The 23,201-nt window shown below is 59.9% G+C and carries 22 protein-coding genes and 1 pseudogene; 12 read left to right on the top strand and 11 right to left on the bottom strand.

All coding sequences use genetic code 11. The annotated features are described in order from the left end of the window. Positions 1-465 precede the first annotated feature (465 nt). Entirely contained in the window at positions 466-2,031 is a 1,566-nt protein-coding gene (locus EI969_RS00270; protein WP_160385415.1) for an aldehyde dehydrogenase (NADP(+)), read from the bottom strand. Further along, positions 2,031-2,663 (bottom strand): isochorismatase family cysteine hydrolase, encoded by a 633-nt coding sequence (locus tag EI969_RS00265; RefSeq protein ID WP_110662714.1) that lies wholly within the window; start codon positions 2,661-2,663, stop codon positions 2,031-2,033. Before EI969_RS00265 ends, EI969_RS00270 begins: the two co-directional genes overlap by 1 nt. Positions 2,664-2,762: 99 nt before the next feature. Between EI969_RS00265 and EI969_RS00260 the strand changes: the two genes are divergently transcribed. After that, positions 2,763-3,257 (top strand): helix-turn-helix domain-containing protein, encoded by a 495-nt coding sequence (locus EI969_RS00260; protein WP_160385414.1) that lies wholly within the window; start codon positions 2,763-2,765, stop codon positions 3,255-3,257. A 175-nt stretch (positions 3,258-3,432) separates the two neighbouring features. Then, positions 3,433-3,885: a cupin domain-containing protein gene (locus EI969_RS00255; RefSeq protein WP_160385413.1), complete on the top strand. Its 453-nt coding sequence runs from the start codon at positions 3,433-3,435 to the stop codon at positions 3,883-3,885. An 11-nt stretch (positions 3,886-3,896) separates the two neighbouring features. Here the strand turns inward: EI969_RS00255 and EI969_RS00250 are convergent, their stop codons facing one another. Beyond that, positions 3,897-4,784, bottom strand: a complete 888-nt coding sequence (locus EI969_RS00250; RefSeq protein ID WP_160385412.1) for a LysR family transcriptional regulator — start codon at positions 4,782-4,784, stop codon at positions 3,897-3,899. 217 nt (positions 4,785-5,001) lie between these two features. Here EI969_RS00250 and EI969_RS00245 point away from each other — a divergent pair, with 217 nt between their 5' ends. From EI969_RS00245 to EI969_RS30375, 6 genes are all read left to right on the top strand, one after another. Continuing rightward, positions 5,002-6,399: an MFS transporter gene (locus EI969_RS00245; protein ID WP_160385411.1), complete on the top strand. Its 1,398-nt coding sequence runs from the start codon at positions 5,002-5,004 to the stop codon at positions 6,397-6,399. Positions 6,400-6,556: 157 nt separating this feature from the next. Further along, positions 6,557-8,560, top strand: a complete 2,004-nt coding sequence (locus tag EI969_RS30745) for an aminotransferase class I/II-fold pyridoxal phosphate-dependent enzyme (protein WP_160385410.1) — start codon at positions 6,557-6,559, stop codon at positions 8,558-8,560. A 27-nt stretch (positions 8,561-8,587) separates the two neighbouring features. Beyond that, positions 8,588-9,370: a transporter substrate-binding domain-containing protein gene (locus EI969_RS00235; protein WP_160385409.1), complete on the top strand. Its 783-nt coding sequence runs from the start codon at positions 8,588-8,590 to the stop codon at positions 9,368-9,370. Between the two features lie 141 nt (positions 9,371-9,511). Continuing rightward, complete coding sequence (locus tag EI969_RS00230) at positions 9,512-10,225, top strand: ABC transporter permease (protein WP_160385408.1); 714 nt, start codon at positions 9,512-9,514, stop codon at positions 10,223-10,225. Between the two features lie 18 nt (positions 10,226-10,243). Next, positions 10,244-10,942 carry an ABC transporter permease gene (locus EI969_RS00225; protein WP_110658704.1) on the top strand — a complete coding sequence of 233 codons (699 nt, stop codon included), beginning with the start codon at positions 10,244-10,246 and terminating at the stop codon, positions 10,940-10,942. Beyond that, positions 10,942-11,946 carry a DMT family transporter gene (locus tag EI969_RS30375; protein WP_160385407.1) on the top strand — a complete coding sequence of 335 codons (1,005 nt, stop codon included), beginning with the start codon at positions 10,942-10,944 and terminating at the stop codon, positions 11,944-11,946. Before EI969_RS00225 ends, EI969_RS30375 begins: the two co-directional genes overlap by 1 nt. On the opposite strand, the pseudogene EI969_RS00215 reads toward EI969_RS30375, so the two are convergent. Next, positions 11,902-12,387 (bottom strand): annotated as a pseudogene (locus EI969_RS00215) (TetR family transcriptional regulator C-terminal domain-containing protein); the annotation flags it as partial. The gene EI969_RS30375 and the pseudogene EI969_RS00215 overlap by 45 nt on opposite strands. A gap of 171 nt (positions 12,388-12,558) precedes the next feature. On the opposite strand from EI969_RS00215, the gene EI969_RS00210 reads away from it, so the two are divergent. Continuing rightward, positions 12,559-13,575, top strand: a complete 1,017-nt coding sequence (locus tag EI969_RS00210) for a succinylglutamate desuccinylase/aspartoacylase family protein (protein WP_160385406.1) — start codon at positions 12,559-12,561, stop codon at positions 13,573-13,575. Between the two features lie 200 nt (positions 13,576-13,775). Here the strand turns inward: EI969_RS00210 and EI969_RS00205 are convergent, their stop codons facing one another. Next, positions 13,776-14,129, bottom strand: coding sequence for a DUF6124 family protein (locus EI969_RS00205; protein ID WP_160385405.1), 354 nt, complete (start codon positions 14,127-14,129; stop codon positions 13,776-13,778). A 584-nt stretch (positions 14,130-14,713) separates the two neighbouring features. Between EI969_RS00205 and EI969_RS00200 the strand changes: the two genes are divergently transcribed. From EI969_RS00200 to EI969_RS00190, 3 genes are all read left to right on the top strand, one after another. After that, a complete protein-coding gene (locus EI969_RS00200; protein ID WP_160385404.1) occupies positions 14,714-15,232 on the top strand; it encodes a hypothetical protein in 519 nt (172 codons plus the stop codon). Positions 15,233-15,796: 564 nt separating this feature from the next. Further along, on the top strand, positions 15,797-16,393 hold the full coding sequence (locus EI969_RS00195; protein ID WP_160385403.1) for an antitoxin Xre/MbcA/ParS toxin-binding domain-containing protein: 597 nt from the start codon (positions 15,797-15,799) through the stop codon (positions 16,391-16,393). Further along, positions 16,394-16,900: an RES family NAD+ phosphorylase gene (locus EI969_RS00190; RefSeq protein WP_256678060.1), complete on the top strand. Its 507-nt coding sequence runs from the start codon at positions 16,394-16,396 to the stop codon at positions 16,898-16,900. A gap of 307 nt (positions 16,901-17,207) precedes the next feature. On the opposite strand, the gene EI969_RS00185 is transcribed toward EI969_RS00190, so the two are convergent. The 6 genes from EI969_RS00185 to EI969_RS00160 form a co-directional block, all read right to left on the bottom strand. Next, complete coding sequence (locus EI969_RS00185) at positions 17,208-18,209, bottom strand: SMEK domain-containing protein (RefSeq protein WP_160385402.1); 1,002 nt, start codon at positions 18,207-18,209, stop codon at positions 17,208-17,210. A gap of 520 nt (positions 18,210-18,729) precedes the next feature. After that, complete coding sequence (locus tag EI969_RS00180; protein WP_160385401.1) at positions 18,730-19,209, bottom strand: DUF6882 domain-containing protein; 480 nt, start codon at positions 19,207-19,209, stop codon at positions 18,730-18,732. Between the two features lie 124 nt (positions 19,210-19,333). Beyond that, complete coding sequence (gene phnE, locus EI969_RS00175) at positions 19,334-20,101, bottom strand: phosphonate ABC transporter, permease protein PhnE (protein ID WP_160385400.1); 768 nt, start codon at positions 20,099-20,101, stop codon at positions 19,334-19,336. Continuing rightward, positions 20,098-20,925 carry an ABC transporter permease gene (locus EI969_RS00170; protein ID WP_160385399.1) on the bottom strand — a complete coding sequence of 276 codons (828 nt, stop codon included), beginning with the start codon at positions 20,923-20,925 and terminating at the stop codon, positions 20,098-20,100. The genes phnE and EI969_RS00170 overlap by 4 nt, the downstream gene beginning before the upstream one ends. Next, positions 20,919-21,716: a phosphonate ABC transporter ATP-binding protein gene (locus EI969_RS00165; RefSeq protein ID WP_160385398.1), complete on the bottom strand. Its 798-nt coding sequence runs from the start codon at positions 21,714-21,716 to the stop codon at positions 20,919-20,921. Before EI969_RS00165 ends, EI969_RS00170 begins: the two co-directional genes overlap by 7 nt. Next, complete coding sequence (locus EI969_RS00160; RefSeq protein ID WP_160385397.1) at positions 21,713-22,564, bottom strand: putative selenate ABC transporter substrate-binding protein; 852 nt, start codon at positions 22,562-22,564, stop codon at positions 21,713-21,715. The genes EI969_RS00165 and EI969_RS00160 overlap by 4 nt, the downstream gene beginning before the upstream one ends. Positions 22,565-23,201: the final 637 nt, after the last annotated feature.

The raw sequence follows: 23,201 nt of genomic DNA, 5'->3' as shown, positions 1-23,201 counted from the left end.
AGCACGATTGGATGCCAGAAAACGGCTACCAAAATCATTTCGAAGCGGAGAAGGATGTGATGGGCTTCATCTCACATTACAACCATCGCCGTTGCCATTCCGCTTCAAACCACCTGCCGCCTGCGCTATTTGAGCAGCAAGCGGCTTAATGCTCCTACAGAGCGGTTCAAAAAAACTGAACCACTACAGCTTGCCAGCGATGGTCGTCAACGATAACGCGTGCATCCTGACTGAACGCGGCGCACTTGGGTCCATCGCCGACAAGCCGGCTCCTACAGGGATTGCGTTATCGGTATTTTCCGGGATGGCATGATTTTCGACCAGGACGCGGTCTCGTGTAGGAGCTGGCTTGCCAGCGATGGTCGTTAACGATAACGCGCATGATCCGGATAAACGCGGCGCACCTGAGCCCATCGCCGGCAAGCCGGCTCCTACAGTTTTACGGGATTGCTTGAATAACCTTTTTTATTGCCCGTCCACAAGGCGTGGCAGCCCCAACGGATTGCCCTCGCGCAAGGGCTCCGGCAGCAACGCATCCGGAAAGCCCTGATAAGCCACCGGACGCAGGAAGCGCTCGATGGACGTCATGCCCACTGAGGTAAATCGGCTGTCGGTGGTCGCCGGAAACGGCCCGCCATGCACGGTGGCAAAACACACTTCCTGCGGATGGGCGAAGGCGTTGACCACGATGCGCCCGGTGCGTCGCTCCAGGGGCGGGAGCAAGCGACGGGCCAGTGGCAAATCGTCCTGTTCCAGATGCAGGGTCGCGCTGAGTTGCCCCTTGAATGAGCGCGCTACCCGCAACAGTTCTTCTTCATCCCGGACCTTCACCAGCAACGCGGACGGGCCGAACACTTCCTGTGCAAGCAACGGCTCAGCGAGAAAACGCTCACCCTCGACTTCGAACAGCGCCGAGCGGCCATCCACTTCAGCGGTCGCGGTTGCGCCCACGGCGACAAGACTGGCACCGGCGCTTTCCATGTTGCACAGACCCTTCAGGTACGCCCCGTGGATACCCGGTGTCAGCATCGTGCGGGCCGGCGCTTCGCTCACGCGTTTGCTCATGGCGTGGCGCAGCGCGGCAAAACCAGGACCTTCGACGGTAACCAGAATCGCCGGTTTGAGACAGGCTTGCCCGACATTGACCAGCATGCGCTCAACAAAGCCATCGCCAATCGGCGCACCCCGTTCGGCAAGTGCCCGGGGCAGGATGAAGGTCGGGTTGACGCTGGTCATTTCGGCGAAGACCGGAATCGGCTCGGGGCGTTGTTGTGCGCGCCGGTACAGCGCCATGCCACCTTGTTCGGAACCGGTGAAGGTCACGGCCTTGATCAGCGGATGATCGACCAGTGCTTCGCCGATGGCATTGCCGCTGCCACGCACCATCGAGAACACGCCTTCGGGCAGTCCGCTGTCTTGCACCGCTTGGCGGATGGCACGGGCCTGGATTTCCGAGGCGCCGGGATGCGCGTTGTGCGCCTTGAGAATGACCGTCGAACCCGCCGCCAGTGCCGACGCGGTATCGCCGCCGGCCACCGAATAGGCGATGGGGAAGTTGCTCGCGCCGAAAATCGCCACCGGGCCGATGGCGATTTTCTGCAGGCGATGGTCCATGCGCGGGCGCGGCTGGCGCTCCGGTTGTGCAGGATCAATAGCCAGTTGCAGGAAACGCCCCCCGCGCACGACATCGGCGAATTGGCGGAACTGGGTGGCCGCCTTGATTGCCTCGCCTTGCAGCTGCGCCTCGGGCAGTCCGGTTTCCAGGGCCGCCCGTGCCGCCAGCGCTTCGCGAACGCTGTCGAGATTGTCGGCGATGCGTTCGAGAAACGCCGCACGCTCGGCGAGCGAGGTATGGCTGTAGACATCGAATGCGTCATCGGCCAGGGTCGCGGCGCGGTCGACATCGGCCACGCTACCTAGCGCAAACGCCGGTTCGATCGGTTGGTTCGTCGCGGGATTGAGCGCCTTCAGGGTGCCTTCGCTGGCGGCGACATCGCTGGCGCCGATCAGCAGCTTACCGGTCAACTGCATCACGCACCTGCCTGTGCCAGTGCGGCAACCAGTTCATCGGTGGTCACGATGGCGTGAGCGAAGGTCGGGCCGTTCAGTTCATGGGCGGCGTGCATCATCTCCGGCTTGAAGGCGGCGGTTGCATCGCGTACCAGGGTGACGTGATAGCCGAGTTCCTGAGCGTAACGGGCAGTCGCCTCGATGCAGGTATTGGCCAACAGGCCGACGATGATCACGTGGGTGATGCCTTTCTGTTTGAGGCGAAAATCGAGGTCGGTGTTGGCAAAACCGCTCGACCCCCAATGCTCCTGCACGACGATATCGCCGTCCTTCGGCGCAAAATCAGGGTGCCATTCGCCGCCCCATTCGCCCCGTGCGAAGTGATGCATGTGCATGATCTTGCACTGGGTGGGGCTTGGGTGATCCCAGTTTTCGTAGTCGCCTTTTTCCCAGCGGTGGTGCGGTACGATGACCACCGGAATGTCGAGGGCGCGGATGGTGCGATCAAGGGTGCGCAGGTTGTCGTGCAGGCCGACTTGCTTGGCAATGGGCTCGATCAACGGATAGATCTTTCCGCCCTCCGAGAGAAAGTCGTTGTAGGGGTCGACCAGCAGATAGGCAGTCCGGTCAAGAGGGTAGATGGCGTTGGACATGACGGTTCTCCGCAAAAAAATCCGTGGATGGTGAAGTGTAGTTGCTCAAAATTTACGTAGATATGATAATCATAGTAACTAGGAAAGAGGCAATACCGCATGTCGGTGAAAACAACCGTTTCTGAAACCCTGTGTCCGATTTCCCGGGCCGAATCCGTCGTGGGTGACCGATGGACGGTGCTGGTGCTGCGCGAATTGTTCATGGGCAGCCATCGCTTCGATGAAATCCAGGCGCAGACCGCCGGTACGCCGCAAATGGTCGCGGCGCGCTTGAAGAGCATGGAGGCCGACGGACTTGTCGAGCGACGCGCTTACAGCGAACGGCCAAAACGCTACGAATATCACCTCACGGAAAAGGGCGACGCGTTCTACTCGGTGGTCCTGGCGCTGCGGGCCTGGGGTGAAACCTGGTGCAAATCCCCCGGCGAAGGCCTGGCGGTGGTGTATACCCACCGCAGCTGCGGCGAGCCGGCGGGCCTGGGGCCGCTGTGCGCGCATTGCGGGCAACCCTTGCACCGCGCCGACCTGATCAGTGAACCGAGTGCAGCCTATGTCGCCGAACGCAGCGCCCGGCGCGAAGCGTTCAAGGGCTAGCGGCGCCCGCAGCGGCGGGTTTGTATCCGCAGGTATCCGCAGCGCCCGCCGTTACCCGGGCATACAAAACCTGTGTTTCCCGACACCCTGGCGATACACGGCGGCCTTCAAATGCAATCACCGGCACCGCGCCACTTTCGACGCGGCCGAGCATGATTCAACTGGAGGCAAGGCTATGTTGCGTATCAACACTCGTCACACCATCGGCAAGCTGGGCATCGCCCTGGTAGCAGCGGGGCTGGCGACCTTCGCGAGCCTCTCGCAAGCCCAGGAAGTACAGCCGGCTCCAGCCGTCAAAAGCTGGCAACAAGGGCTGCATCGCACGGACCTGTTGCGTGACGACCTGGGCGCCGCCGATCGCGAAGTCATTCAGGTGCTCGTGGATTTCGATCCGGGTGTGGTCGCGCCAAGGCACTCTCACCCGGGCGTAGAGGTAGCGCACGTGATCAGCGGCACCTTCGAGTATCAACTGGAAGGGCGGGCACCGGTGACGCTCAAGGCCGGCGATTCGTTGTACATCCCTGAAGGCGTCGCGCATGTGGCGAAGAACGTGGGCCAGGACAAGGCATCGGAACTGGCCACCTACATCGTCAAGAAAGGCGAGCCGCTGCTGATTCTCAAGCAGTAGGCGACACCGGATCATTGCGCACTGCAAACCTCCCACACACAACCGCGCAGCCAGCGATGCGCCGGGTCGGCGTCCATGCGCGGATGCCACAGCATCGAAACCGTGATCGCTGGCGTGGGGAAGGGCAGGGCAAAACAATGCATCCCCTGGCACAGGTTGCCGACATGCCGCTGCGGCACGCTGGCTACCAGGTCTGAAGCCCGCGCCAATGCAATCGCAGACGAGAACCCGGCGACGATGGTGATGATCTCCCGTTGCAATCCCAGCTCATTCAAGGCGTCGTCCATGACGCCTTTTTCGTGGCCCCGGCGCGAGACCAGGATGTGCCGGGCGGCGGCATAACGAACCGCTGTCATCTCGCCGCAAGCCAGTGGATGGCCCTTGCGCACAACGCCAATGAAGCGGTCGCGAAACAGCATCCGGGTGCGCACTTCGGGGCTGGTGGACTCGTCGATCACGCCGGTTTCCAGGTCCACCGAGCCGTCGCGCAGCAAGGTGCTGTCCTTGTTGAGCTTCTGCACGAAATTCAAGCGGACACCGGGCGCTGCTGCGTTGAGGCGGGCGATCAGTGGCGGTCCGAAATTCTCCACGAAGCCGTCGCTGGTGCGCAGGGTGAAGGTGCGGGTCAGTTGCTTGAGATCGAGTACCTCGGCGGGACGCAGGACGGCTTCGGCGTCCTGCACGAGCACACCGACGCGTTCACGCAACTCCAGCGCCCGAGGGGTGGGCACCAGTCCGCGTCCGGCCCGCACCAACAGCGGATCGCCCGTGGTTTCGCGCAATCGCGCCAAGGCCCGGCTCATGGCGGATGGGCTTAGGCGTAAACGCTGTGCCGCTCGCGCGACGCTGCATTCTTCGAGCAACACGTTGAGCGTGATCAGCAAATTCAGATCGGGCATTGGAATGGGGTCCTGTGGGAGCGAGCCTGCTCGCGAAAGCGGTATGTCAGCCAACGTTGATGTTGAAGCTGATGGCCTCTTCGCGAGCAGGCTCGCTCCCACACTGGTTTGTGGATGTGTGGCGTTATATGCACGTATTAAGTGCAACCGCTGCGTCTTCCGCCATGGTATGGCCGGGCTTAGGCTCGGTACAACCTGTTTGCGGAGTCACGAGAAAATGAATTCCCTACCGATTCGAGGCGCCTTGGCCAGCCTGTCGTTATCCATGTTGCTGGCATCCCTGGGCACCAGCATTGCCAACGTTGGGCTGCCGGCATTGGCCGAGGCGTTTTCTGCGTCGTTCCAGGCCGTGCAGTGGGTGGTGCTCGCTTACCTGCTGAGCATCACCGCGCTGATCGTCAGTGTCGGCCGGCTCGGCGACCTCATGGGGCGGCGGCGCTTGCTGTTGATCGGCATTGCACTGTTTACCGTCGCCTCGCTCCTCTGCGCCCTGGCGCCGGGCCTGTGGTTGCTGATTGCGGCCCGCGCCCTTCAGGGCGTCGGCGCGGCCATCATGATGGCGCTATCCATGGCGTTGGTGAGCGGGGCGGTGCCCAAGGAAAAAACCGGCAGCGCGATGGGCGTGCTCGGCACGATGTCGGCGATAGGCACTTGCCTGGGGCCGACGCTGGGCGGCGTGTTGATTGCCCAGGTGGGCTGGCAGGGGATCTTTCTGCTCAGCGTACCCCAGGGTGTGTTGGCGTTCGGACTGGCCTGGCGCTTTTTGCCGATGGATCGCCACGAAATCACCTCCAGCCGCCCGGACTTCGACGCACTCGGCACGCTGGTACTGGTCCTGACCCTGTTGGCTTACACACTGGCCATGACCCTCGGGCGCGACAGCTTCGGCCCGCTCAATACCGCGCTGCTGGTCGCGGTGATCGGCCTGATCCTGTTCGTGTTCGTCGAGCAAACGGCTGCGTCGCCGCTGATCAACCTGAGGATGTTGGGCAATCCGCTGCTGAGCGCCGGGTTCGCCATGAGCACCCTGGTGACCACGGTGGTCATGGCCACCCTGGTGGTCGGCCCGTTCTATTTGTCGGGAGCGCTGGGGTTGAAGGCGGCGAGTGTCGGGCTGGTGATGTCGGCCGGCCCGCTGGTGGCGGCACTGGCCGGCATGCCCGCCGGACGCCTGGTCGACCGGCTGGGCGCGCAGCGTTCGGGGGCACTCGGGCTGATTACCATGTTGACCGGCGCCTGCATCCTTGCGCTGATGCCGATGAGCGTCGGTGTACCCGGTTACCTCGCGCCTCTGGTGGTCCTCACGGCCGGCTATGCGCTGTTCCAGGCGGCGAACAATACCGCCGTCATGCTGCAAATCGAGGCGCAACAACGTGGTGTGGTTTCCGGCCTGCTCGGGTTGTCGCGCAATCTCGGCTTGATCACGGGCGCCTCGGTCATGGGCGCCGTGTTCGCCTTCGGCACGGCCAGCGAGGATATCTTGCAGGCGCAACCCGAGGCTATCGCGCAGGGGATGCGGTTGACGTTTGCGGTGGCTGCGGGGCTGATTCTTTTGGCGCTGATGCTGGGAGCAGTCAGCAAAATCGTTTCACGTCGCTTGATCGCGCCGTGCTGAAAAACGGCGCGACTGTCGTGAAAACGACCTGTTTGCGCTGAACGCGAAGCCTTGTGAGTTTTCTGTTGAACGAGTGTTCAGTCTGGACTATGTTGGGGGCCACCTTCCCCCGGCTGGTTGCGGGCTTGCGTTTCTTCAATTCGAACGAGGCACTGGCATGCGGTTTTCACCCTTTGTTGAACGGATCAGTGGCCAAGGCGTTGCCGCCTGGGATATTCACTACGCGGCCAATGCAGCACAACGCAACGGCGAGGACGTGATCATCCTCAGCGTCGGCGACCCGGATTTCCCCACTCCCGATTTCATCACCGATGCCGCCATCCACGCCCTGCGCGAAGGGGATACCCACTACACCGAAATCGCCGGTCGCCAGGCCTTGCGCGAAGCCATCGCCGGCCGCTACAGCCAGTCGATCGGCCGCGAAGTGCAGGCCTCGAACATCATTCTCACGGCAGGTGCGCAGAACGCCCTGTTCGCCACCTCGATGTGCCTGCTCGGCGCCGGTGATGAAGTGATCGCCTTCGATCCGATGTACGTGACTTACGAAGCCACGCTCAAGGCGTCTGGCGCTACGCTGGTGCGGGTGCCCTGCGCGGCGGACTCGGGTTTCCGCCTCGATGCCGCCGTGCTGGCCAAGGCCATCACCCCGCGCACCCGGGCGATTTTCTTCTCCAATCCGAACAACCCCACCGGCGTGGTGCTGGGTCGCGAAGAGCTGCAAGCCATCGCCGACCTCGCCATCGCCCATGACCTGTGGGTGGTGGTGGACGAGGTCTACGAGAGCCTCGCCTACGAGCGAGAACACCTGAGCCTGGCAGCGTTGCCGGGCATGGCCGAGCGTTGCGTGGTGATCGGCAGCCTGTCGAAATCCCATGCCATGACCGGTTGGCGCATCGGCTGGGTCGTGGCCAATGAAGCTTTGGTCAATCATGTCGAAACCCTGGTGCTGAGCATGCTCTACGGCTTGCCCGGTTTCGTCATGGAAGCGGCGCTCAAGGCCGTGCAGTCCCATGACGAAGTCACCCACGGCATGCGCGAGATCTATCGTCGGCGCCGCGACCTGGTGGTGTCCGGCCTGGCCGATTGCCCGGGCATCAGCGTGCTCAACCCCGACGCCGGCATGTTCGTGCTGGTGGACGTACGCGGTACCGGCCTGACCTCGCTGGAATTCGCCTGGCGCCTGCTGCGCGAGGCGGGCGTCTCAGTGCTCGATGCCGCCGCGTTTGGCGAGCCGGCCCAAGGGTTTGTGCGGCTGTCGTTTACCCTTGGCGAAGAGCGCCTGGCCCAGGCCTGCCAGCGTATTCGCGGTTTTGTCCAGGTGCTCAATGGTGAGGCGCCGAGGCCGATGCTCGGCACGGTGACCAGCACCGCAACGGTCGAACCGGTCGCGGCCAAGACCATGATCGAGGTCGATCGCCTGCACAAGCGCTTCGGCAATATCGAGGTGCTCAAGGGCGTTTCCCTGACCGCCCGCGAGGGCGAAGTGATCTCGCTGATCGGGGCCAGCGGCTCGGGCAAGAGTACCTTGCTGCGCTGCATCAACATGCTCGAAGTGCCGGACCAGGGCCGCATCCTGGTCGACGGTGAAAGCATTCACCTCAACCAGAACCGTCCCGGCGCACCGCTGGTGTCGGACGCCAAACAGCTGGTGCGCATCCGTTCCAGCCTGGGCATGGTGTTCCAGAACTTCAACCTCTGGCCCCATCGCACCGTGCTGGAAAACCTCATCGAAGCGCCGACCCAGGTCCTGCGTGAAAGCCGTGCGGAGGCCACTGAACGGGCCGAAGCCCTGCTCGAACGCGTCGGCCTTGCGGCCAAGCGCAACGAGTACCCGGCGTTTCTTTCCGGGGGACAGCAACAACGGGTGGCCATCGCCCGGGCCCTGGCCATGCGGCCCAAGGTCATGCTGTTCGATGAACCCACCTCGGCACTCGACCCGGAACTGGTCGGGGAAGTGCTGCGGGTGATCCGCTCCCTCGCCGAAGAAGGCCGGACCATGATCCTGGTGACTCATGAAATGGCCTTCGCACGCGATGTCTCTTCCAAAGTCGCCTTTTTGCATCAAGGGCTGATCGAGGAAACCGGTTCGCCGGACGAAGTGTTCGTACACCCACGCAGCGAGCGTTGCCGGCAATTCGTCAACGCTCATCAGACTCGCTAACTCATCATAAAAAGACGGGAAAACAACATGGGAAATCGACGTTTTGCAAACTGGTTGACCGGTGCCGCCTGCGTATTGCTGGCCGGCATGAGTACGGCCCAGGCACAGCCGATCAGGTTCGCGGTGGCTGCCGAACCCTATCCGCCGTACACCGAAAAGCAGGCCAACGGTGAGTGGAAGGGCTTCGAAGTCGACCTGATCCACAAGCTGTGCAGCGAAATGAAAGCCGATTGCGAGATCAAGGAAGTGGCGTGGGACGGCATCATTCCGTCGCTGCTGGCGAAGAAGATCGACGTGATCTTTTCCTCGATGTCGGTGACCGAAGAACGGGAAAAACAGATCGCCTTCAGCAAGGCCTACTACGACTCGGCGATTGCCGTCGTCGGCCCGAAAGAAGCGTCGGTGAAGAAGTACCCGGATGACCTCAAGGGCAAGATCATCGGCGTGCAGAACTCGACCGTGAGCGCCAGCTACCTGAAGACCTACTACGAAAAAATCGCCGACGTTAAGTACTACGACACCCAGGACTCGGCCAACGCCGACCTGATCGCCGGGCGCATCGACCTGATGATGGCCGACGGCACCGCCATGGCTTCGTTCATCAAGACCCCGGACGCCAAGGACCTGGCCTACCTCAGCACCGTGCCCTACGACCCGATTTTCGGCAAAGGCGTAGGCGCCGGCATGCGCAAGGACGACACCGAACTCAAGGCCAAACTGGACAAGGCCATCCAGCAGTTGCTGGCGAGCAAGGACTACGACGACCTGTCCCAGAGCTACTTCGGCACCAGCGTGAAGCCTGCGTTCTGACCTGAACACAGATCCTGTGGCAAATGCGAAACCTGTGGGAGCGAGCTTGCTCGCGATAGCGGTGGTTCAGTCACCATTGATATTGACTGGCATGTCCTCATCGCGAGCAAGCTCGCTCCCACAGGATCAGGGGAGACTGAAATGCCGGCAATGTTCGATCTGATCAATTTCACCGAGCAGGGATGGGGCAGTGCGCTGTTGAAGGGGCTCTGGATGACCCTGCAGATTTCCGCCGGGGCCTTCGTGCTCGGGCTGGCGATCGGGCTGGTGGTGGCGTGCCTCAAGCTGGGCGCACCAAAACCGATTGCCGCACTGATGCGCGGCTACACCACCTTGTTCCGCGCGGTGCCGGAACTGCTGCTGATTCTGTTGCTGTACTACGTCGGTTCCATGCTCCTCAATTCGCTGATGACCCACCTGGGCTACGGCGTGGTCAATGTCAGCGGTCCGCTGGCGGCCATCGTGGTGCTGGGGCTGGTGCAGGGCGCCTACGCCTCGGAGATTTTCCGCGCGGCGATCCAGGCGATTCCCTTCGGCCAGATCGAAGCGGCCAAGGCGTTCGGCCTGAGCGGTTTCGGGCTGTTCCGCCGGGTCACGCTGCCGATCATGGCGCCGTACGCCATGGCCGGGATGGCCAACCTGTGGATCAACCTGATCAAGGACAGTGCGCTGATCAGCGTGGTCGGCACCAACGAGCTGCTGTACACCGCCAAGCAAGGCGCGGGTTCGACGCGCCACTATCTGTTGTTCTACCTCACGGCTGCCGCGCTGTACTACGCGGTGACACTGGTGTCGAACTATCTATCGGGTCGGCTGGAGCGACGTATTCGTCGCTGGATGCCTCTTGTTGACTGAACCGGCTGAGTAAATGAAATGATTCCAGCGTGGATAATTGAATACGCGGCACTGTTGGGCCGGGGCTTGCAAACCACCCTCACGATTCTTTTGATCGCCAGTGTGTTCGGGTTTGCCCTGGCGGTCCTGGTGGCCCTGGCGCGGATCTCGAAAAACAAGGTGATCGCCAAGGTCAGCCTGTTCTACACCAGCGTCACCCGTGGCACGCCGTTGCTGATCCAGATCTACATCTTCTACTACGGCCTGGGCAGCCTGTTTGCCCAGTTTCCGCTGATTCGCGGCAGCTTCCTCTGGCCGTACCTGCGCGACGGTTACTGGTACATCGTGTTCGCCCTGGTGGTGTCGGTCGGCGCCTATGTCGGCGAAGTGATTCGCGGCGGCCTGCTGGCGGTGCCCAAGGGCGAGATGGAAGCGGCTTCGGCCTTCGGCATGACCAAGCGCCAGTCCTTGCTGCGGGTACGCTTGCCCCGGGCGATGCGCCTGTTGCTGCCGACCCTGGCCGGGGAAACCGTGATGCTGCTCAAGTCCACGGCGCTGGCCTCGACCATCGCCGTGATCGATCTGCTCGGCGCCGCCAACGTGGTCCGCGCACAAACCCTGCAAGTGTATGAACCGCTGTTGCTGGTGGCCGGTGTCTACGTCTGCCTGACCTTCCTGATCGAGGCGCTGTTTGCCTTCGCCGAACGGCGCGGCACGCCGGTGCGCAGGTCGGCCTGATGAGTTCGTCAAGGGTTGACCGCTCGCTGCAAGGCATTGGCCTGTGCGTCCTGGGCTATGCGTTCCTGTCGTTTCAGGATGCGCTGATCAAATGGCTGGTGGCCGACTATTCGGTGGTCACCATTCTGTTCTGGCGCGCCGCCGTGGTGGTCGTGGCGGTGCTGCTGGCAGGCCGTCTGCGCGTCATCCGCCGGGCCTGGCATTCACCCAGCCGGCGCCTGCTGGTGGTGCGCGGTCTGCTGTCGATCGTCGCCTGGGTGCTGTACTACACGGCGGCCCGCGACCTGACCCTGGCCGAGATGACCACCCTATATTTTTCCGCGCCGATCATGGTCACGGTGCTGGCGGCGGTGATCCTCAAGGAACGCGCCAGCGGCTGGCAGTGGTTCAGCCTGATCATCGGTTTTATCGGGGTGGTCATTGCCTGTCGCCCCGACCACATGACCGATCCCTTGCCGATCGTCCTGACCCTGCTGGCGGCGATGTGCTGGGCGTTCACCTACATCCAGCTGCGGCAGGTGGACGAGCAGACCTCGGTGCTGGAGCAGATGCTGATCACCAACGTGGTGTTCGTGATTTGCATGGCGGTGGCCCTGCCGTGGACTCACACGCCTTCGCCGACACCCGCCTGGCTGGGCATGCTCGGCGCCGGGCTGGTGGGCGGTATCGGTCAGTTCCTGTTGTTCGCCAGTTTCCGCCGCGCCACCGCGACCTTGCTCGCGCCGTTCGAGTACACCGGGCTGATCTGGGCGTTCGCGCTGTCGAGCCTGGTCTGGGGCACGCTGATGGACACCTCGCTGATGATCGGCGCCGGGCTGATCGCGGTCAGCGGCACGCTGGCGATGATCTTCGGCCGGCACGCATCACAGGACGTCGTCGGTGCTGAATGCTCCGTGACGCAGCCCCTTTATCCAGCAACGGCAGATATGCAATCCGTTGGCGGCGCTGAAGGTCTCGGGGTTCAGGCACCACTCGAGCCAGAGACCGTCGAGCATCGCCGATAGGCCGATGGCCGCCAGGCGCGTGTCGTGAATCACGAAGCCTTCGCTGGCGGCCAGGCCGTCGAGCAACTGGCGGATCAGATCGAGGTAGGCGCGGTAGCTTTTTTCATGGGACTGGCTGACGTGTTCGGAGTGACGGATCAGGCTCCAGAACACCACCCACACGCCGAGCAGTTTCGGGTCCATGACCCTGGGCGAGAACGAGCCGACCAGGAAGGCGTCGATCTTCTGCGCGGGTGTCCCGGCCTGCTCGATTTCCAGGAGCAGGGCCGTGGTCAGTTCGCTCGCGAGCCGCTGGTAGGTGTCGGCGATCAGAGCCTCGATGCTGCCGAAGTGATGGTTGAGCAACCCCACGGACACCCCGGCTTCGGTAGCGATGCGTCGCACGGAAATCCCGGCGTGACCGTCGCGGCCCAGGCAGCGCAGCGTGGCGGCCACCAGCATTTCGCGGCGGTCTTCGGGTTCGGCGCGACGGTTCTTCGGGGCAACGGTTGGCACAAGGCTGTCCTTGGGTGAGGTTTCACGCAGTCGAGCTTAGTTGAACGTCTGTTCAATCACCAGCCTCGACAGCAGCGATACAGCGTTTTTCAACGGTCATGACGGGAGGGAAAGCCAATGCCGCAGGATATTTCGTTCAGTGTTCGCAACAACAACGGTGACGCCGTGCGAGTCGGTGCCTGGCGCTATGGCGGCGACGGCAGCGGACCCAACGTGCACCTGCAGGCCGGCGTGCATGCCGATGAAATCGCCGGGATGCTGGTCCTGCACCTGCTGATGCAAAGGCTGCAAACCGCCGAAGCCCAGGGCCGGCTCAAGGGCAACATCACCGTGGTGCCGCAGGCGAATCCGCTGGGCATCGGGCAGTTTCGCCAGGGGCGGATTCTCGGGCGTTACCACGACGCCACGGGGCACAACTTCAACCGCGCGTTCGACCAGTCGGCAGCCATGGAGCGACCTTCGACCTGCGTCCAGCAATGGCAAAAGCAACTGGTGCAACTGGCCGCCCCGGCCGACGTGATGCTCGACCTGCACACCGATGACGAAGCCTTGCCGTACCTCTACGTGCACCGCAGTTTCCAGACCCGCGGCCGCGAACTGGCGGCGGCGATGAAGATGGACGTGGCGATCATCTGGGACGACGGCGGCGACGGCTCCTTCGAGGAAACCATCATCGCCCCGTGGCTGCGCGAAGGCGTCACCGAGCACCGTATGGCGGCAACCCTGGAGCTGCGCGGGCAGGGCGATGTCAGCGACCGTTTCGCCGAGTCGGATGCCGATGGACTCTACAACTGGCTATGCAGCTGCGGCGTCATCAATGAGTCAGTGACGCCCGCAGACTGGCCCGTCGAGGTGGTGGAAATGGGCCACATGGAAACCATCATCGCCCCGCAACCCGGCGTGCTGATTTTCGAAAAAGAGTTGGGGGATTTCGTCGAAGAGGGCCAGCGCTTTGCACGAATCCTCAGGACCCCGGGCGATCCATCCTCCGAAGTGATCCTGCATGCCGAGCAAGCGGGGCGCCTGGTGACGCGCTATCGCGATCGCCTGATTCCCCAGGGCATGGGCGTGGCGAAATTCACCGGCAGCCGGGTGTCGCGTAACTGGAGCGGCGGGTTGCTCGACCCGAACTAGCAATCCCCCAACATCAAACACACAACCCTGTAGGAGCCGGCTTGCCGGCGATGCGGCGACCCGACAAGCCAGCTCCCACCATGGCGCGTTGTGAACACGAACCTGTAGGAGCCGGCTTGCTGGCGATGCGATGGTGAATGCACCACCGCCATCGCTGCGATGCGGCGACCCGACAACCCAGCTCCTACAATTGACCGTGCTTATTCACGCGGATCAATCTGATCCAACACCCGATTCGCCGTGATCTCCGCCAACATCACACTGTTGGAAATCCCCAGCAGCGCATTGCGCGAACCACCGTCCAGATGATCCACCAACTGATGCACCATCACATCGACCGAGGCCAGCGTCTCGACCAGGTACACCATCAGGGTTTCGGTATCGACCTTGGGATCCACGGTAAACAGCGAACCTGGCGTGCGCGGTGTGGCTTTGATGTCGGCGGCCGAAGGGAAGTCGAGGGCGGGCTCGGCGGCCTCGCCGAGCTGTTTTGAATCGGGTTCGTTCGGGGATGCCGGATCGGTGTCCGGCGGGTTGGGGGTGACCTTGAACATGGCAACTCTCCGTCTATGAGCTAGAGCTGCACCATTCGGTTCCAAGCGAAGGGTGGCAGCTGTACGCAGGTTGGAACCCGGGAAACGGAAACCCGGCAGACCCTAAGGTCTCCCACGCACAGCCGCCATAACGAAGCACACACTCAAAGGTGTGCAGCATGGGTTATGAAGGGCGTCATGCGCCGTTTATTCATCAGGGTTCCAAGCCTGGTCGCTGAATTGGCAACGACGCGGAAACGATAAAACCAGGCCCCTGGGCGCACAAGCCGGCGGATTCTGGCGTAACCGTAGGCAACGACGCAAGGTCTTGTAGCCCCCCGGAAATACCCTACAACCTTTTTAAACAAGCGCTCTTTCGCACATCAACAACCGAGTAACGCCTTTCGTGTATCGCCGTGTATCAGGGCGCTGCATCCGCATACAGCCATACAAAACCCGCTCTTCACGGATACAGCCCGGATACACCACTGGGGCCAAATAGACCTGTCAAAGCGAGATGCACAACGCACCTCGCCACCAGGTTCATCACCCCTTGTGGTACGACCCATAGTGGTCCAGCCACGCCATTGATCCGGAGTATCAACATGTCTCGTATCCAGTCGAACAAAACCCGTATTGGCCTGCTCGCAGTTGCACTGGTCGGCGGTATCAACTTCGCATCCACCGCGTTCTCCGCCGAAGCCTTGCCCCAGGGCTACCAACTGGCCGCCGCGGAAAAGACCAGCGAAGGCAAATGTGGCGAAGGCAAGTGCGGCGCCGAAGCCAGCGCCAAGAAGACCCAGGCCGAAGGCAAGTGTGGCGAAGGCAAATGCGGCGCCGAAGCCAGCGCCCAGAAGACCCAGGCCGAAGGCAAGTGCGGAGAAGGCAAATGCGGCGATGCGTCTTTCGCACGCACCGACGCCGACCACGACGGCCGCGTTTCGCTCAAGGAACTGCTGGCCGTGGCACCCAAGGGCGCAGAGGAATTCAAGGCGATGGACACCAACGGCGACGGCTTCCTGTCGGAAGGTGAGGTGTACAAGTTCCGCACCAACCAGTTCACCTCCAACGGCAAGAAAGTACCGACCGAGCTGTTTACCAAGTTGAGCCAGGCTAAAGATTAATCGGCTGCAAACAAAAAACCCTTCCTGCGGTGATGCGCAGGAAGGGTTTTTTTCATCGGTTTTGACCAGCAGGCTTTGTAACCATGACCGGCAGAGAACGGCCGATTCTGTTGAAAAAGTCGGTGATCGTATCCACGACAGAAAAGTACGCGTCTGAGATTGAAATCTTTACTTTGGGCAGATGCTTCCGGACTCAGATTTCACGTAGCGTCGTGCAAAAAATGCGATTTCACGGATCAATATGCGGGCAGTTTGGGCGGATCGACTTTTTCAACAGAATCGGCCAAAAGCAGTCGTTACCCAGCGTCATGATACTCAACCTCCTTATCAGCCCACGAACGTAAGCACAAGAAACTGCACTACCTTCTGCCTACGCCATTTAACTGCCCCGAAGACGGAGATCGCCGCAGCACCTTAAGAACCCCCCCAGACCACGCGTATCCGGGCGCAAGGATCAAACCGGACGACAGGTGTGGCCAACGGTTCTAAAAAACTCTATTTTGTTTTCTTCTGTCAAATGGCAGTATGATATTTGCCAATTGTCATTTTAAGCGAGAGGCTGCTATGGCTACCGCCGCTGATCATCCAAGCGCCAAATCGCGTCACAAGGGCGCAAAGGCCACTCAGAAAAGTAATCAGTCGATTTCGTCTGACCTTGTTGTGGTAGAAGTTGATAAACATGGAACACGAAAGAAAAGGCTAGCAATAGAGGTTAAACACTCTTTCGATGTGAACCTCACAAAGATCACGTCGATGCTCATGCCTGGTCTGCAAATTTACGACGACCGGATCGAGGTATTCAGGGCCACGCAGGCAGGATTTCGCCTGGGATCAGTCATTGAAATGGTCGAATCAGTTCAAGCGTTCCGGGATTACGATGTTCTTACAAGAATCATCGGTTTATCGGCTCGTACCGTGGCCAGGAGAATGAAAAACCCGGATGAGGCTCTGACTCCTGAACAAAGTGCTCGTGCCCTCCATTATGCTGAAGTGTTGGAAAAAGCTATTGGCGTGTTTGGCTCAAGAGAACTTGCGGAAGAATGGATGACTAAACCTGCCCTTGGCTTGGATGGCGACTCTCCAATTGATTTACTTTCCAACTCCGTAGGACATGAAATAGTGAGTGATTTCCTTACCCGTCTTGAGTATGGGGTCTACTAATTGCCTACGCACAATAAGTCCCACGAAAGCGAAATTGTAGTTTGGCGGCTCGATGCTACTAAACATGCAGACAATTGGATGAGCGGAATTGGGGCGGAGCTTGGAGGCGGTCGCTGGAACATTAAGGGAATGCGTGCCGTTTACACGTCTCTCGACTCATCTACTGCTATTTTAGAGGTTGCTGTACACAAGGGTTTTCGTGCACTCGATTGTGAACCGCATACGCTTACAGCGGCGCGGCTGCGGCTGGATATCGCTCCGATCTACAGAGTGGTCCCGTCTGATATACCAAATCCAAACTGGCTGATTCCTGGTCATGTAAGCTGGGGACAGCAGCAGTACGGCACAAGCTTACTTGAACAACATCCGTTCGTAATACTACCGTCCACTGTGTCTCGTCATAGCATGAACCTCATTATCAACCCGGAACTAGCGAAGGGAATGATAGAGGTTGTTCTGCAAGAACCATTCGCCCTAGATGGTCGCCTAAACCTTCCTAACAGTTAAGCTGAATCTAATTTGCCCCTCCGCCTGGTTACCGATTCGAACTCCGCCCAAGTCTAAGACTGACTCGTCTCGGCCAGCCCCAATAGGCTCTTTTGGGAAACCATCAATGGATTGTCGGAAATCGACGGTTTGAGGTATAGACACATATTTGCGACTTCGGCGTCGGATCGCGTTACGAAGAACTGGCTTCCGAATGAATCGAGAGCCCACCATCCGGGATCAGTAAGACACTTTGAATGTGTGAATCATGGAGCGATTACAAATTAGGAAGCCTCCCATTTCATGAGGCTTTTTAGGATACAAATCATCAATATTCAAGACATTTGAAATCGAGGCTTACGATCATTTCACGTAATAAGTCATCATTGTTTTCAGAAAACTGTTTCAGTTCAGCAAAAATATTCAGGTCTAGTTTTGTGTGGCTGCTCAAGCAAATTGCCGTAAATGTAGTTTCGTTATCTACGGAAAATTCGTGCCAAATAGTAAAAAAACCCTGATGCTTTAGCGAATCGACAATTTCTTGTTCGCCCCTGAACTCCACTGTAACCCGTGACGAAGAAATGTAAAGCCAATCATGCTTGTAAGGAACTAATTCGGACTTCAATACAAGTCTTTGCAGCACCAATCTTTGATCGATTTCCAGCCAAGCCAGCTTATTAATGAACGCCTCAAAATCTTTCTCATAGACTTTAATATCTTTTGCGGCTCTCTTAGAATCCATTTGTGCTTGATCAAAAAGGCGTTGCATGGATTCAAAGTTATACCGAGCAGGACCTTTTATTTGGTATCCGCTTGGATCAATCGCAGGTTTGTATTCCTGCATCATCAGCCTATGAATTTTTCTGATTTTTCCTTCACTATGAATATTGCTAACTTCCTTATTTAGCTGACTCAGCGTCATGATAGACAAGCTAGTACTCATTGGAACTTCAGGCGAAGGATCTTCCACTTTGCACGGCTTCTGGTCAGTCAAAATCAAGAATCTCAGCTCATCAAAATCCTTGTACATTTTTTTATCTTTGAAGGTTTCGATTGTGCTTTTAATTTTCTGGGCTGTATTAGTTGAAGTGATTTGATAGCAGATGCGGTAATCATCGTCGCGAAGGTCAATAGCGGGATAATTACTTATTTTTATGTTAGTGCTTTTTAGGTCGCACCCATAATGGGCATTCAATACCTGTTTAAAGAAGCGCTCCATATCATCATTGATATCAGTGCGCCCCTTCTCGTTCTCAAATTTTACATGTGTCACAATTTCAATAATTTTACGCTGAATCTGGTCCAGCATTTTTTGTGTCTCAGTAGTCATCCCCACCCCCTAGCTGCTTTTCCCAAGGATACACCGACCAGTACCGGTGGCACAACGCTATCAGCACGCACACAAAGCCTCATTATAAATACTGACAATCTAATTTCAGTGAAGATTTTTATTTACCTTGTCGCCACCAATATACCCTATTGAAGCTGTGCAATACTTCCGCATTAAAGCCTCCTGATGAAACCCAAATTTTATAACCAGTAAACTTAAACTCGGAGAAAGTTTTACGTCAAAATCCCCCAGAGAAATTAATGCTCCGAAGTTCCAGTACACAATTATTAAAAGGCCCCACCGCTGGATGATCTGATCATTGCGATAACATCCCTGCTTCAATTCAGGCACCCCATTTCGCAAACGTAGGTCTCGGGAAGCACGAAATGTAAGATCTGTCGCACTACGCGTCATTTCCCAATCGACAGGCTTTCGTCGATTTGACCAGCACACTTTGTATTAACGACCGACAGCAAACGACCCATAGCAGTCCCTGGCGATTGGTGGCTAACCAAACACTTCAGTCGCCAAGAACCTTTATAGACGTGATTGCCAGATAGTGGTTGGGGCCCTCGGATGAAGCTGGTGCCAAGTAGCACCCTTCGGCCTTTAAGTAATGAACCGCCAAGGCTGCCAACTCCCATGCCATCGTTTCGTCTTGAATTGAAAATACCTGTTCGTTCCCAAATAGATCAATCCCCGTAATGGCTTGGAGTTGCTTCAGTGGGAGCGCTGCTTGGCGTAGTGCAGGTTCAATCGAGGGATTGCTCCATGCCCATTTCCAACTACACGTTTTGATCGAAAAGCTTCCTATCCTCACGACCTCTGCCTCGACTACCAGCCTGTCACTATTATTGAAGAATTGGAGTGTGCCAGTGCTTTGCTCAAACCCCCAGCGCGCCCACTCTCCAAGCGCATAAATCCGGGTTAGCTCCGCTTGTTTCAGAGACAGTTCATCCGTCACCATCATCAGAAGTGTTTCAAATTCATCGTCTGTCATAGATTCCCTCAGGTGAATTTTTCCGAGTGTGTACCAGATTTCATCACATACTGAATTGCCTCTGGTAGAGGACATCCGTTGGCGTCCGCTATTGGCCGCTTTCTGCCCTTGGTGACCGGCAGCATCAAGCCTTAACCCACCGCTGCCGACTCCAACTACTCAACCCATCAACCGCAAACACCAACACCAACATCGCCAAAATCACCGTACTAGCCTGAGCCTCCTGAAACAGGCTGAGGCTGACATAAAGCATCTGCCCCAACCCCCCAGCCCCAACAAAACCCAGCACACTGGCCATGCGAATATTGTTCTCCCAGCGGTACAAAATGTACGCCAGCAACTGCGGAAACAGGTTGGGCAAGGTGCCGTAACAGAACGCCCAGACCACATTGCCGCCCTGCAAACGAATGGCTTCAGCCGGTTGCGGCGGGGTGTTTTCCAGTGCTTCGGCGAACAGTCGGCCGAGCACCCCGGTGGTGTGCATGGCCAGTGCCAGGGTGCCGGCGTTCGGGCCAAGCCCGGCGGCCAGCACCATCAGGGCAGCCCACACCAGTTCGGGGATGGCGCGCAGGGCGTTAAGCACAAGCCGCGATGCGCTCTGCAACGGCCAGCCGAATCGCCCGGCCGCCGGCAGTGCCAGGAGCAGGCCGAACACGGCGGCGAGCAGGGTGCCCAGGGCTGACATGGCCAGGGTTTCCACGGCGCCTCGGCCGATGGCTTGCAGATGGCCGGCGCTCAGGTCCGGGCTGAGAAAACGCAGCACGTAGGTGCCCATCTGTTGCAGGTTGCCGCTGCCGGTCAGTTCGCCGAGGTCGATGCCCAGGTAGCGGAACGAGGCGATGACTGCTGCTCCGATACCCAGGATCAGCAGCAGGTTGATCAGGCGATTCATGCGAACCTCCAGCGCAGCAGGCGGCTGATCTGGTCGGCGAACAGCACCAGGACGAAAAAGGTCAGCAGCATGCTCGCCACTTCACCGCCGGCGAACATGCGCAGTGACAGGTCGATCTGCTGGCCCAGCCCGCCGGCGCCGACGAAGCCCATCACCACGGAGGCGCGGATCGCGCATTCCCAGCGATACACGGTGTACGACAGCAATTCCGCCGCGACATTGGGCAGGATGCCGTAGCAGAACGCGGTCAATCGACCGCTGCCGGCTTGCAGCAGGGCGTGGGCGGGGCGCTGGTCGACCGACTCGAAGATTTCCGCGTAGACCTTGCCGAGCATGCCGCTGTAGGTGATGGCGATCGCCAGCACCCCGGCGGTCGGGCCGAGGCCGACGGCGCGCACGAACAGCAGGGCCCAGACGATTTCCGGCACGCTGCGCAGGAAGATCAGCAAGCCGCGCACCGGCCAGCGCAGCAGCCGGCCCAGGGCGCTGGGGCGACCGCCGCGCGAAGCCGCCGACAGCGACAGCGCGCGGCTGGCGAGCAAGCCGGCGGGCACGGCCAACATCAGGGCCAGGGCCATGCCGGCGGTGGCGATGGCCAGGGTCTGCAACGTGGCTTGCCAGAGTAACTCGAGGAACTCTTGGTCATGGGCGGGGGGCCAGAAGGCCGAGACGAAACGGCCCATCTCGCTCTGGCTGTCGGCCTTGAACAGCACGCCCAGGTCCAGCTCGCTGAAATGGATGCCGGGCCACAGCAGGGCAAGCGCCAACAGGGTGAGCAACAGGCGAGGAAGGGTGGCCGGGTCCCGCGTATCGCGCGTCAGCATCGGGGAATCTGCAGGCTCAAGGGCGCCACCGGAGCGGGCGGCGATTGCAGTTGCTCGTTGGCGTACAGCCTGTCGAGCAAATCGTGGTCGACCTCGCTGGCGGGAAGGTCGAACAGGACCTGGCCGTCACGCAGGCCGATGATGCGCGAGAAGTGCGTCAGGGCCAGCTCCACGGCATGCAGGCTGGCGACCAGGGTCACCTTGTGTTCCCGGGCGTGGCGGCAGAGGATCGACAGGGTGTGCCCGGCCAGCACCGGGTCCATCGCCGACACCGGTTCATCGGCCAGCAGCACTTCGGGGGCCTGGTACAGCACCCGGGCAATGCCCACGCGCTGCAACTGGCCGCCGGACAACTGCTGGCACTGGGCGAACAGCTTGTCGCCAAGATCGAGTTTGAGCAGGGCCGCCCGCGCGCCCGGCACATCCAGCGGATGCAGCAGGCTCAGCAGGCTCTTGGCAAAACCCCATTGCCCCAGTTTGCCGGCGAGCACCGCGGTGACCACGCGCTGGCGCGGTGGCAGTGGCGGCGCCTGATGCACCAGGCCGATGCGTGCGCGCAGTTGCTGACGTCGGCGTGCGGAGAGGTGCCAGGCTTGCTCGCCGAGCACCTCGACCGTGCCGCTGCCGGGGCGCAGGGCGGTGGCGAGCAGGTTGAGCAGGCTCGACTTGCCGGCACCGGACGGGCCGATGATTGCGACCTGCTCACCGGCGGTGATGTGCAGGTCGATCTCATTTAGCGCCAGCACGCCCGTGTCGTGGGTGAGGCTGACGCGGTTCAGATGCAATGTCATTTCAGCAGGTCGGCAGCGCGCGCGGCTTCCTCGATGCCCTTGTAGTTCTCAGGCTTGGTCTCGATGAAACGGCTGGCGGCTTGCAGGTCCAGGATGGCCTTGTCTTCGGGTTTTGCCGGGTCGAGCGCGAGGAAGGCCGCCTTGATCTTCTCGGCCAGGGCCGGGTCGAGGGTGCCGCGCACGGTCCAGTTGTAGTCGAAGTAGGCCGGCGTGGTGGCGAAGACCTTGACCTTGTCGGTGTCGACCTTGCCGGCCTTGACCAGTTTTTCCCAGACGCTGGCATTGAGCACGCCGGCGTCGACTTTGCCGGCCTGGACCCAGGCGACGGTGGCGTCGTGGGCACCGGAGTAGCCGACGCGGCTGAAGTAGGTTTCCGGCTTGATGCCGTCCTGCAGCATGAAATAGCGCGGCATCAAGCTGCCGGACGTCGACGACACCGAACCGAAGGCAAACGACTTGCCCTTGAGGTCGGCCAGCGACTTGACGTTCGGGTCGGCGGTGATGAATTTGCTGGTGAACTGCGCATCCTGCTCACGCTGTACCAGTGGAATGGCATTGCCGGTTTTCAGGCGCGCCTGCACGAAGGTGAAGCCGCCCAGCCAGGCCATGTCGATGCGGTCGGTGGCCAGCGCCTCGACCACCGCCGGGTAGTCGGACACCGGCACGAACTCGACCTTCATGCCCAGTTGCTTCTCCAGGTACTCGCCCAGCGGCTTGAATTTGCGCAGCAATTCGGTGGGGGCTTCGTCGGGAATGGCGCTGACCTTGAGGGTGTCGGCAGCCTGTGCCAGCAGGGCGGTAACGGATAGGGTCAGGCCGACGGCCAGGGCCAGGGTACGTTTGAGCATGGAAGTTCTCCGGTTCAATAGCGGAAAAATGTCGATGCGCCCCGCACACGCTGATTGCTGCACGACGCTTCGTGAGGGTAGACGAAAACGTCGGGATTATAGGGACTGTTGCGTGCCAGACCAGCAAAACCTGTAGGAGCGAGCTTGCTCCGGGCGGCGTTCCGACGATTGCGGAGTGTCAGACGGCATCAATATTGACTGATCCGACGCCATCGCGAGCAAGCTCGCTCCCACAGGGGATCTTTGGTGAGCAGCCAGTTTTGTACGACAGAAATTCAAGTGTGGGAGCGAGTTTGCTCCGGGCGGCGTTCCGACGATTGCGGAGTGTCAGACAGCATCAATATTGACTGATCCGACGCCATCGCGAGCAAGCTCGCTCCCACAGGGGATCTTTGGTGAGCAGCCAGTTTTGTACGACAGAAATTCAAGTGTGGGAGTGAGCTTGCTCTGGGCGGCGTTCCGACGATTGCGGAGTGTCAGTCAGCATCAGTATCGACTGATTCACCGCTATCGCGAGAAGGCTCGCTCCCACAGGGGATTTCTGGTGAGCAGCCAGTTTTGTACGACAGAAATTCAAGTGTGGGAGCGAGCTTGCTCCGGGCGGCGTTCCGACGATTGCGGAGTGTCAGACAGCATC

The sequence above is a fragment of the Pseudomonas sp. PB101 genome (assembly GCF_009764265.1).
Classification (GTDB): domain Bacteria; phylum Pseudomonadota; class Gammaproteobacteria; order Pseudomonadales; family Pseudomonadaceae; genus Aquipseudomonas.
Note: the sequence above shows the minus strand (reverse complement) of the source record. Positions and strands in the feature narration are given on the sequence as shown.

Coding starts and splice junctions, on each gene's coding strand:
- EI969_RS00230 (WP_160385408.1), top strand. CDS start 9,512: ATGCCGGCAATGTTCGATCTGATCAATTTCACCGAGCAGGGATGGGGC.
- EI969_RS00260 (WP_160385414.1), top strand. CDS start 2,763: ATGTCGGTGAAAACAACCGTTTCTGAAACCCTGTGTCCGATTTCCCGG.
- EI969_RS00195 (WP_160385403.1), top strand. CDS start 15,797: ATGGCTACCGCCGCTGATCATCCAAGCGCCAAATCGCGTCACAAGGGC.
- EI969_RS00225 (WP_110658704.1), top strand. CDS start 10,244: ATGATTCCAGCGTGGATAATTGAATACGCGGCACTGTTGGGCCGGGGC.
- EI969_RS00270 (WP_160385415.1), bottom strand. CDS start 2,031: ATGCAGTTGACCGGTAAGCTGCTGATCGGCGCCAGCGATGTCGCCGCC.
- phnE (WP_160385400.1), bottom strand. CDS start 20,101: ATGAATCGCCTGATCAACCTGCTGCTGATCCTGGGTATCGGAGCAGCA.
- EI969_RS00180 (WP_160385401.1), bottom strand. CDS start 19,209: ATGACAGACGATGAATTTGAAACACTTCTGATGATGGTGACGGATGAA.
- EI969_RS00265 (WP_110662714.1), bottom strand. CDS start 2,663: ATGTCCAACGCCATCTACCCTCTTGACCGGACTGCCTATCTGCTGGTC.
- EI969_RS00200 (WP_160385404.1), top strand. CDS start 14,714: ATGTCTCGTATCCAGTCGAACAAAACCCGTATTGGCCTGCTCGCAGTT.
- EI969_RS00205 (WP_160385405.1), bottom strand. CDS start 14,129: ATGTTCAAGGTCACCCCCAACCCGCCGGACACCGATCCGGCATCCCCG.
- EI969_RS00185 (WP_160385402.1), bottom strand. CDS start 18,209: ATGACTACTGAGACACAAAAAATGCTGGACCAGATTCAGCGTAAAATT.
- EI969_RS00210 (WP_160385406.1), top strand. CDS start 12,559: ATGCCGCAGGATATTTCGTTCAGTGTTCGCAACAACAACGGTGACGCC.
- EI969_RS00245 (WP_160385411.1), top strand. CDS start 5,002: ATGAATTCCCTACCGATTCGAGGCGCCTTGGCCAGCCTGTCGTTATCC.
- EI969_RS00160 (WP_160385397.1), bottom strand. CDS start 22,564: ATGCTCAAACGTACCCTGGCCCTGGCCGTCGGCCTGACCCTATCCGTT.
- EI969_RS00170 (WP_160385399.1), bottom strand. CDS start 20,925: ATGCTGACGCGCGATACGCGGGACCCGGCCACCCTTCCTCGCCTGTTG.
- EI969_RS00255 (WP_160385413.1), top strand. CDS start 3,433: ATGTTGCGTATCAACACTCGTCACACCATCGGCAAGCTGGGCATCGCC.
- EI969_RS30375 (WP_160385407.1), top strand. CDS start 10,942: ATGAGTTCGTCAAGGGTTGACCGCTCGCTGCAAGGCATTGGCCTGTGC.
- EI969_RS30745 (WP_160385410.1), top strand. CDS start 6,557: ATGCGGTTTTCACCCTTTGTTGAACGGATCAGTGGCCAAGGCGTTGCC.
- EI969_RS00235 (WP_160385409.1), top strand. CDS start 8,588: ATGGGAAATCGACGTTTTGCAAACTGGTTGACCGGTGCCGCCTGCGTA.
- EI969_RS00250 (WP_160385412.1), bottom strand. CDS start 4,784: ATGCCCGATCTGAATTTGCTGATCACGCTCAACGTGTTGCTCGAAGAA.
- EI969_RS00165 (WP_160385398.1), bottom strand. CDS start 21,716: ATGACATTGCATCTGAACCGCGTCAGCCTCACCCACGACACGGGCGTG.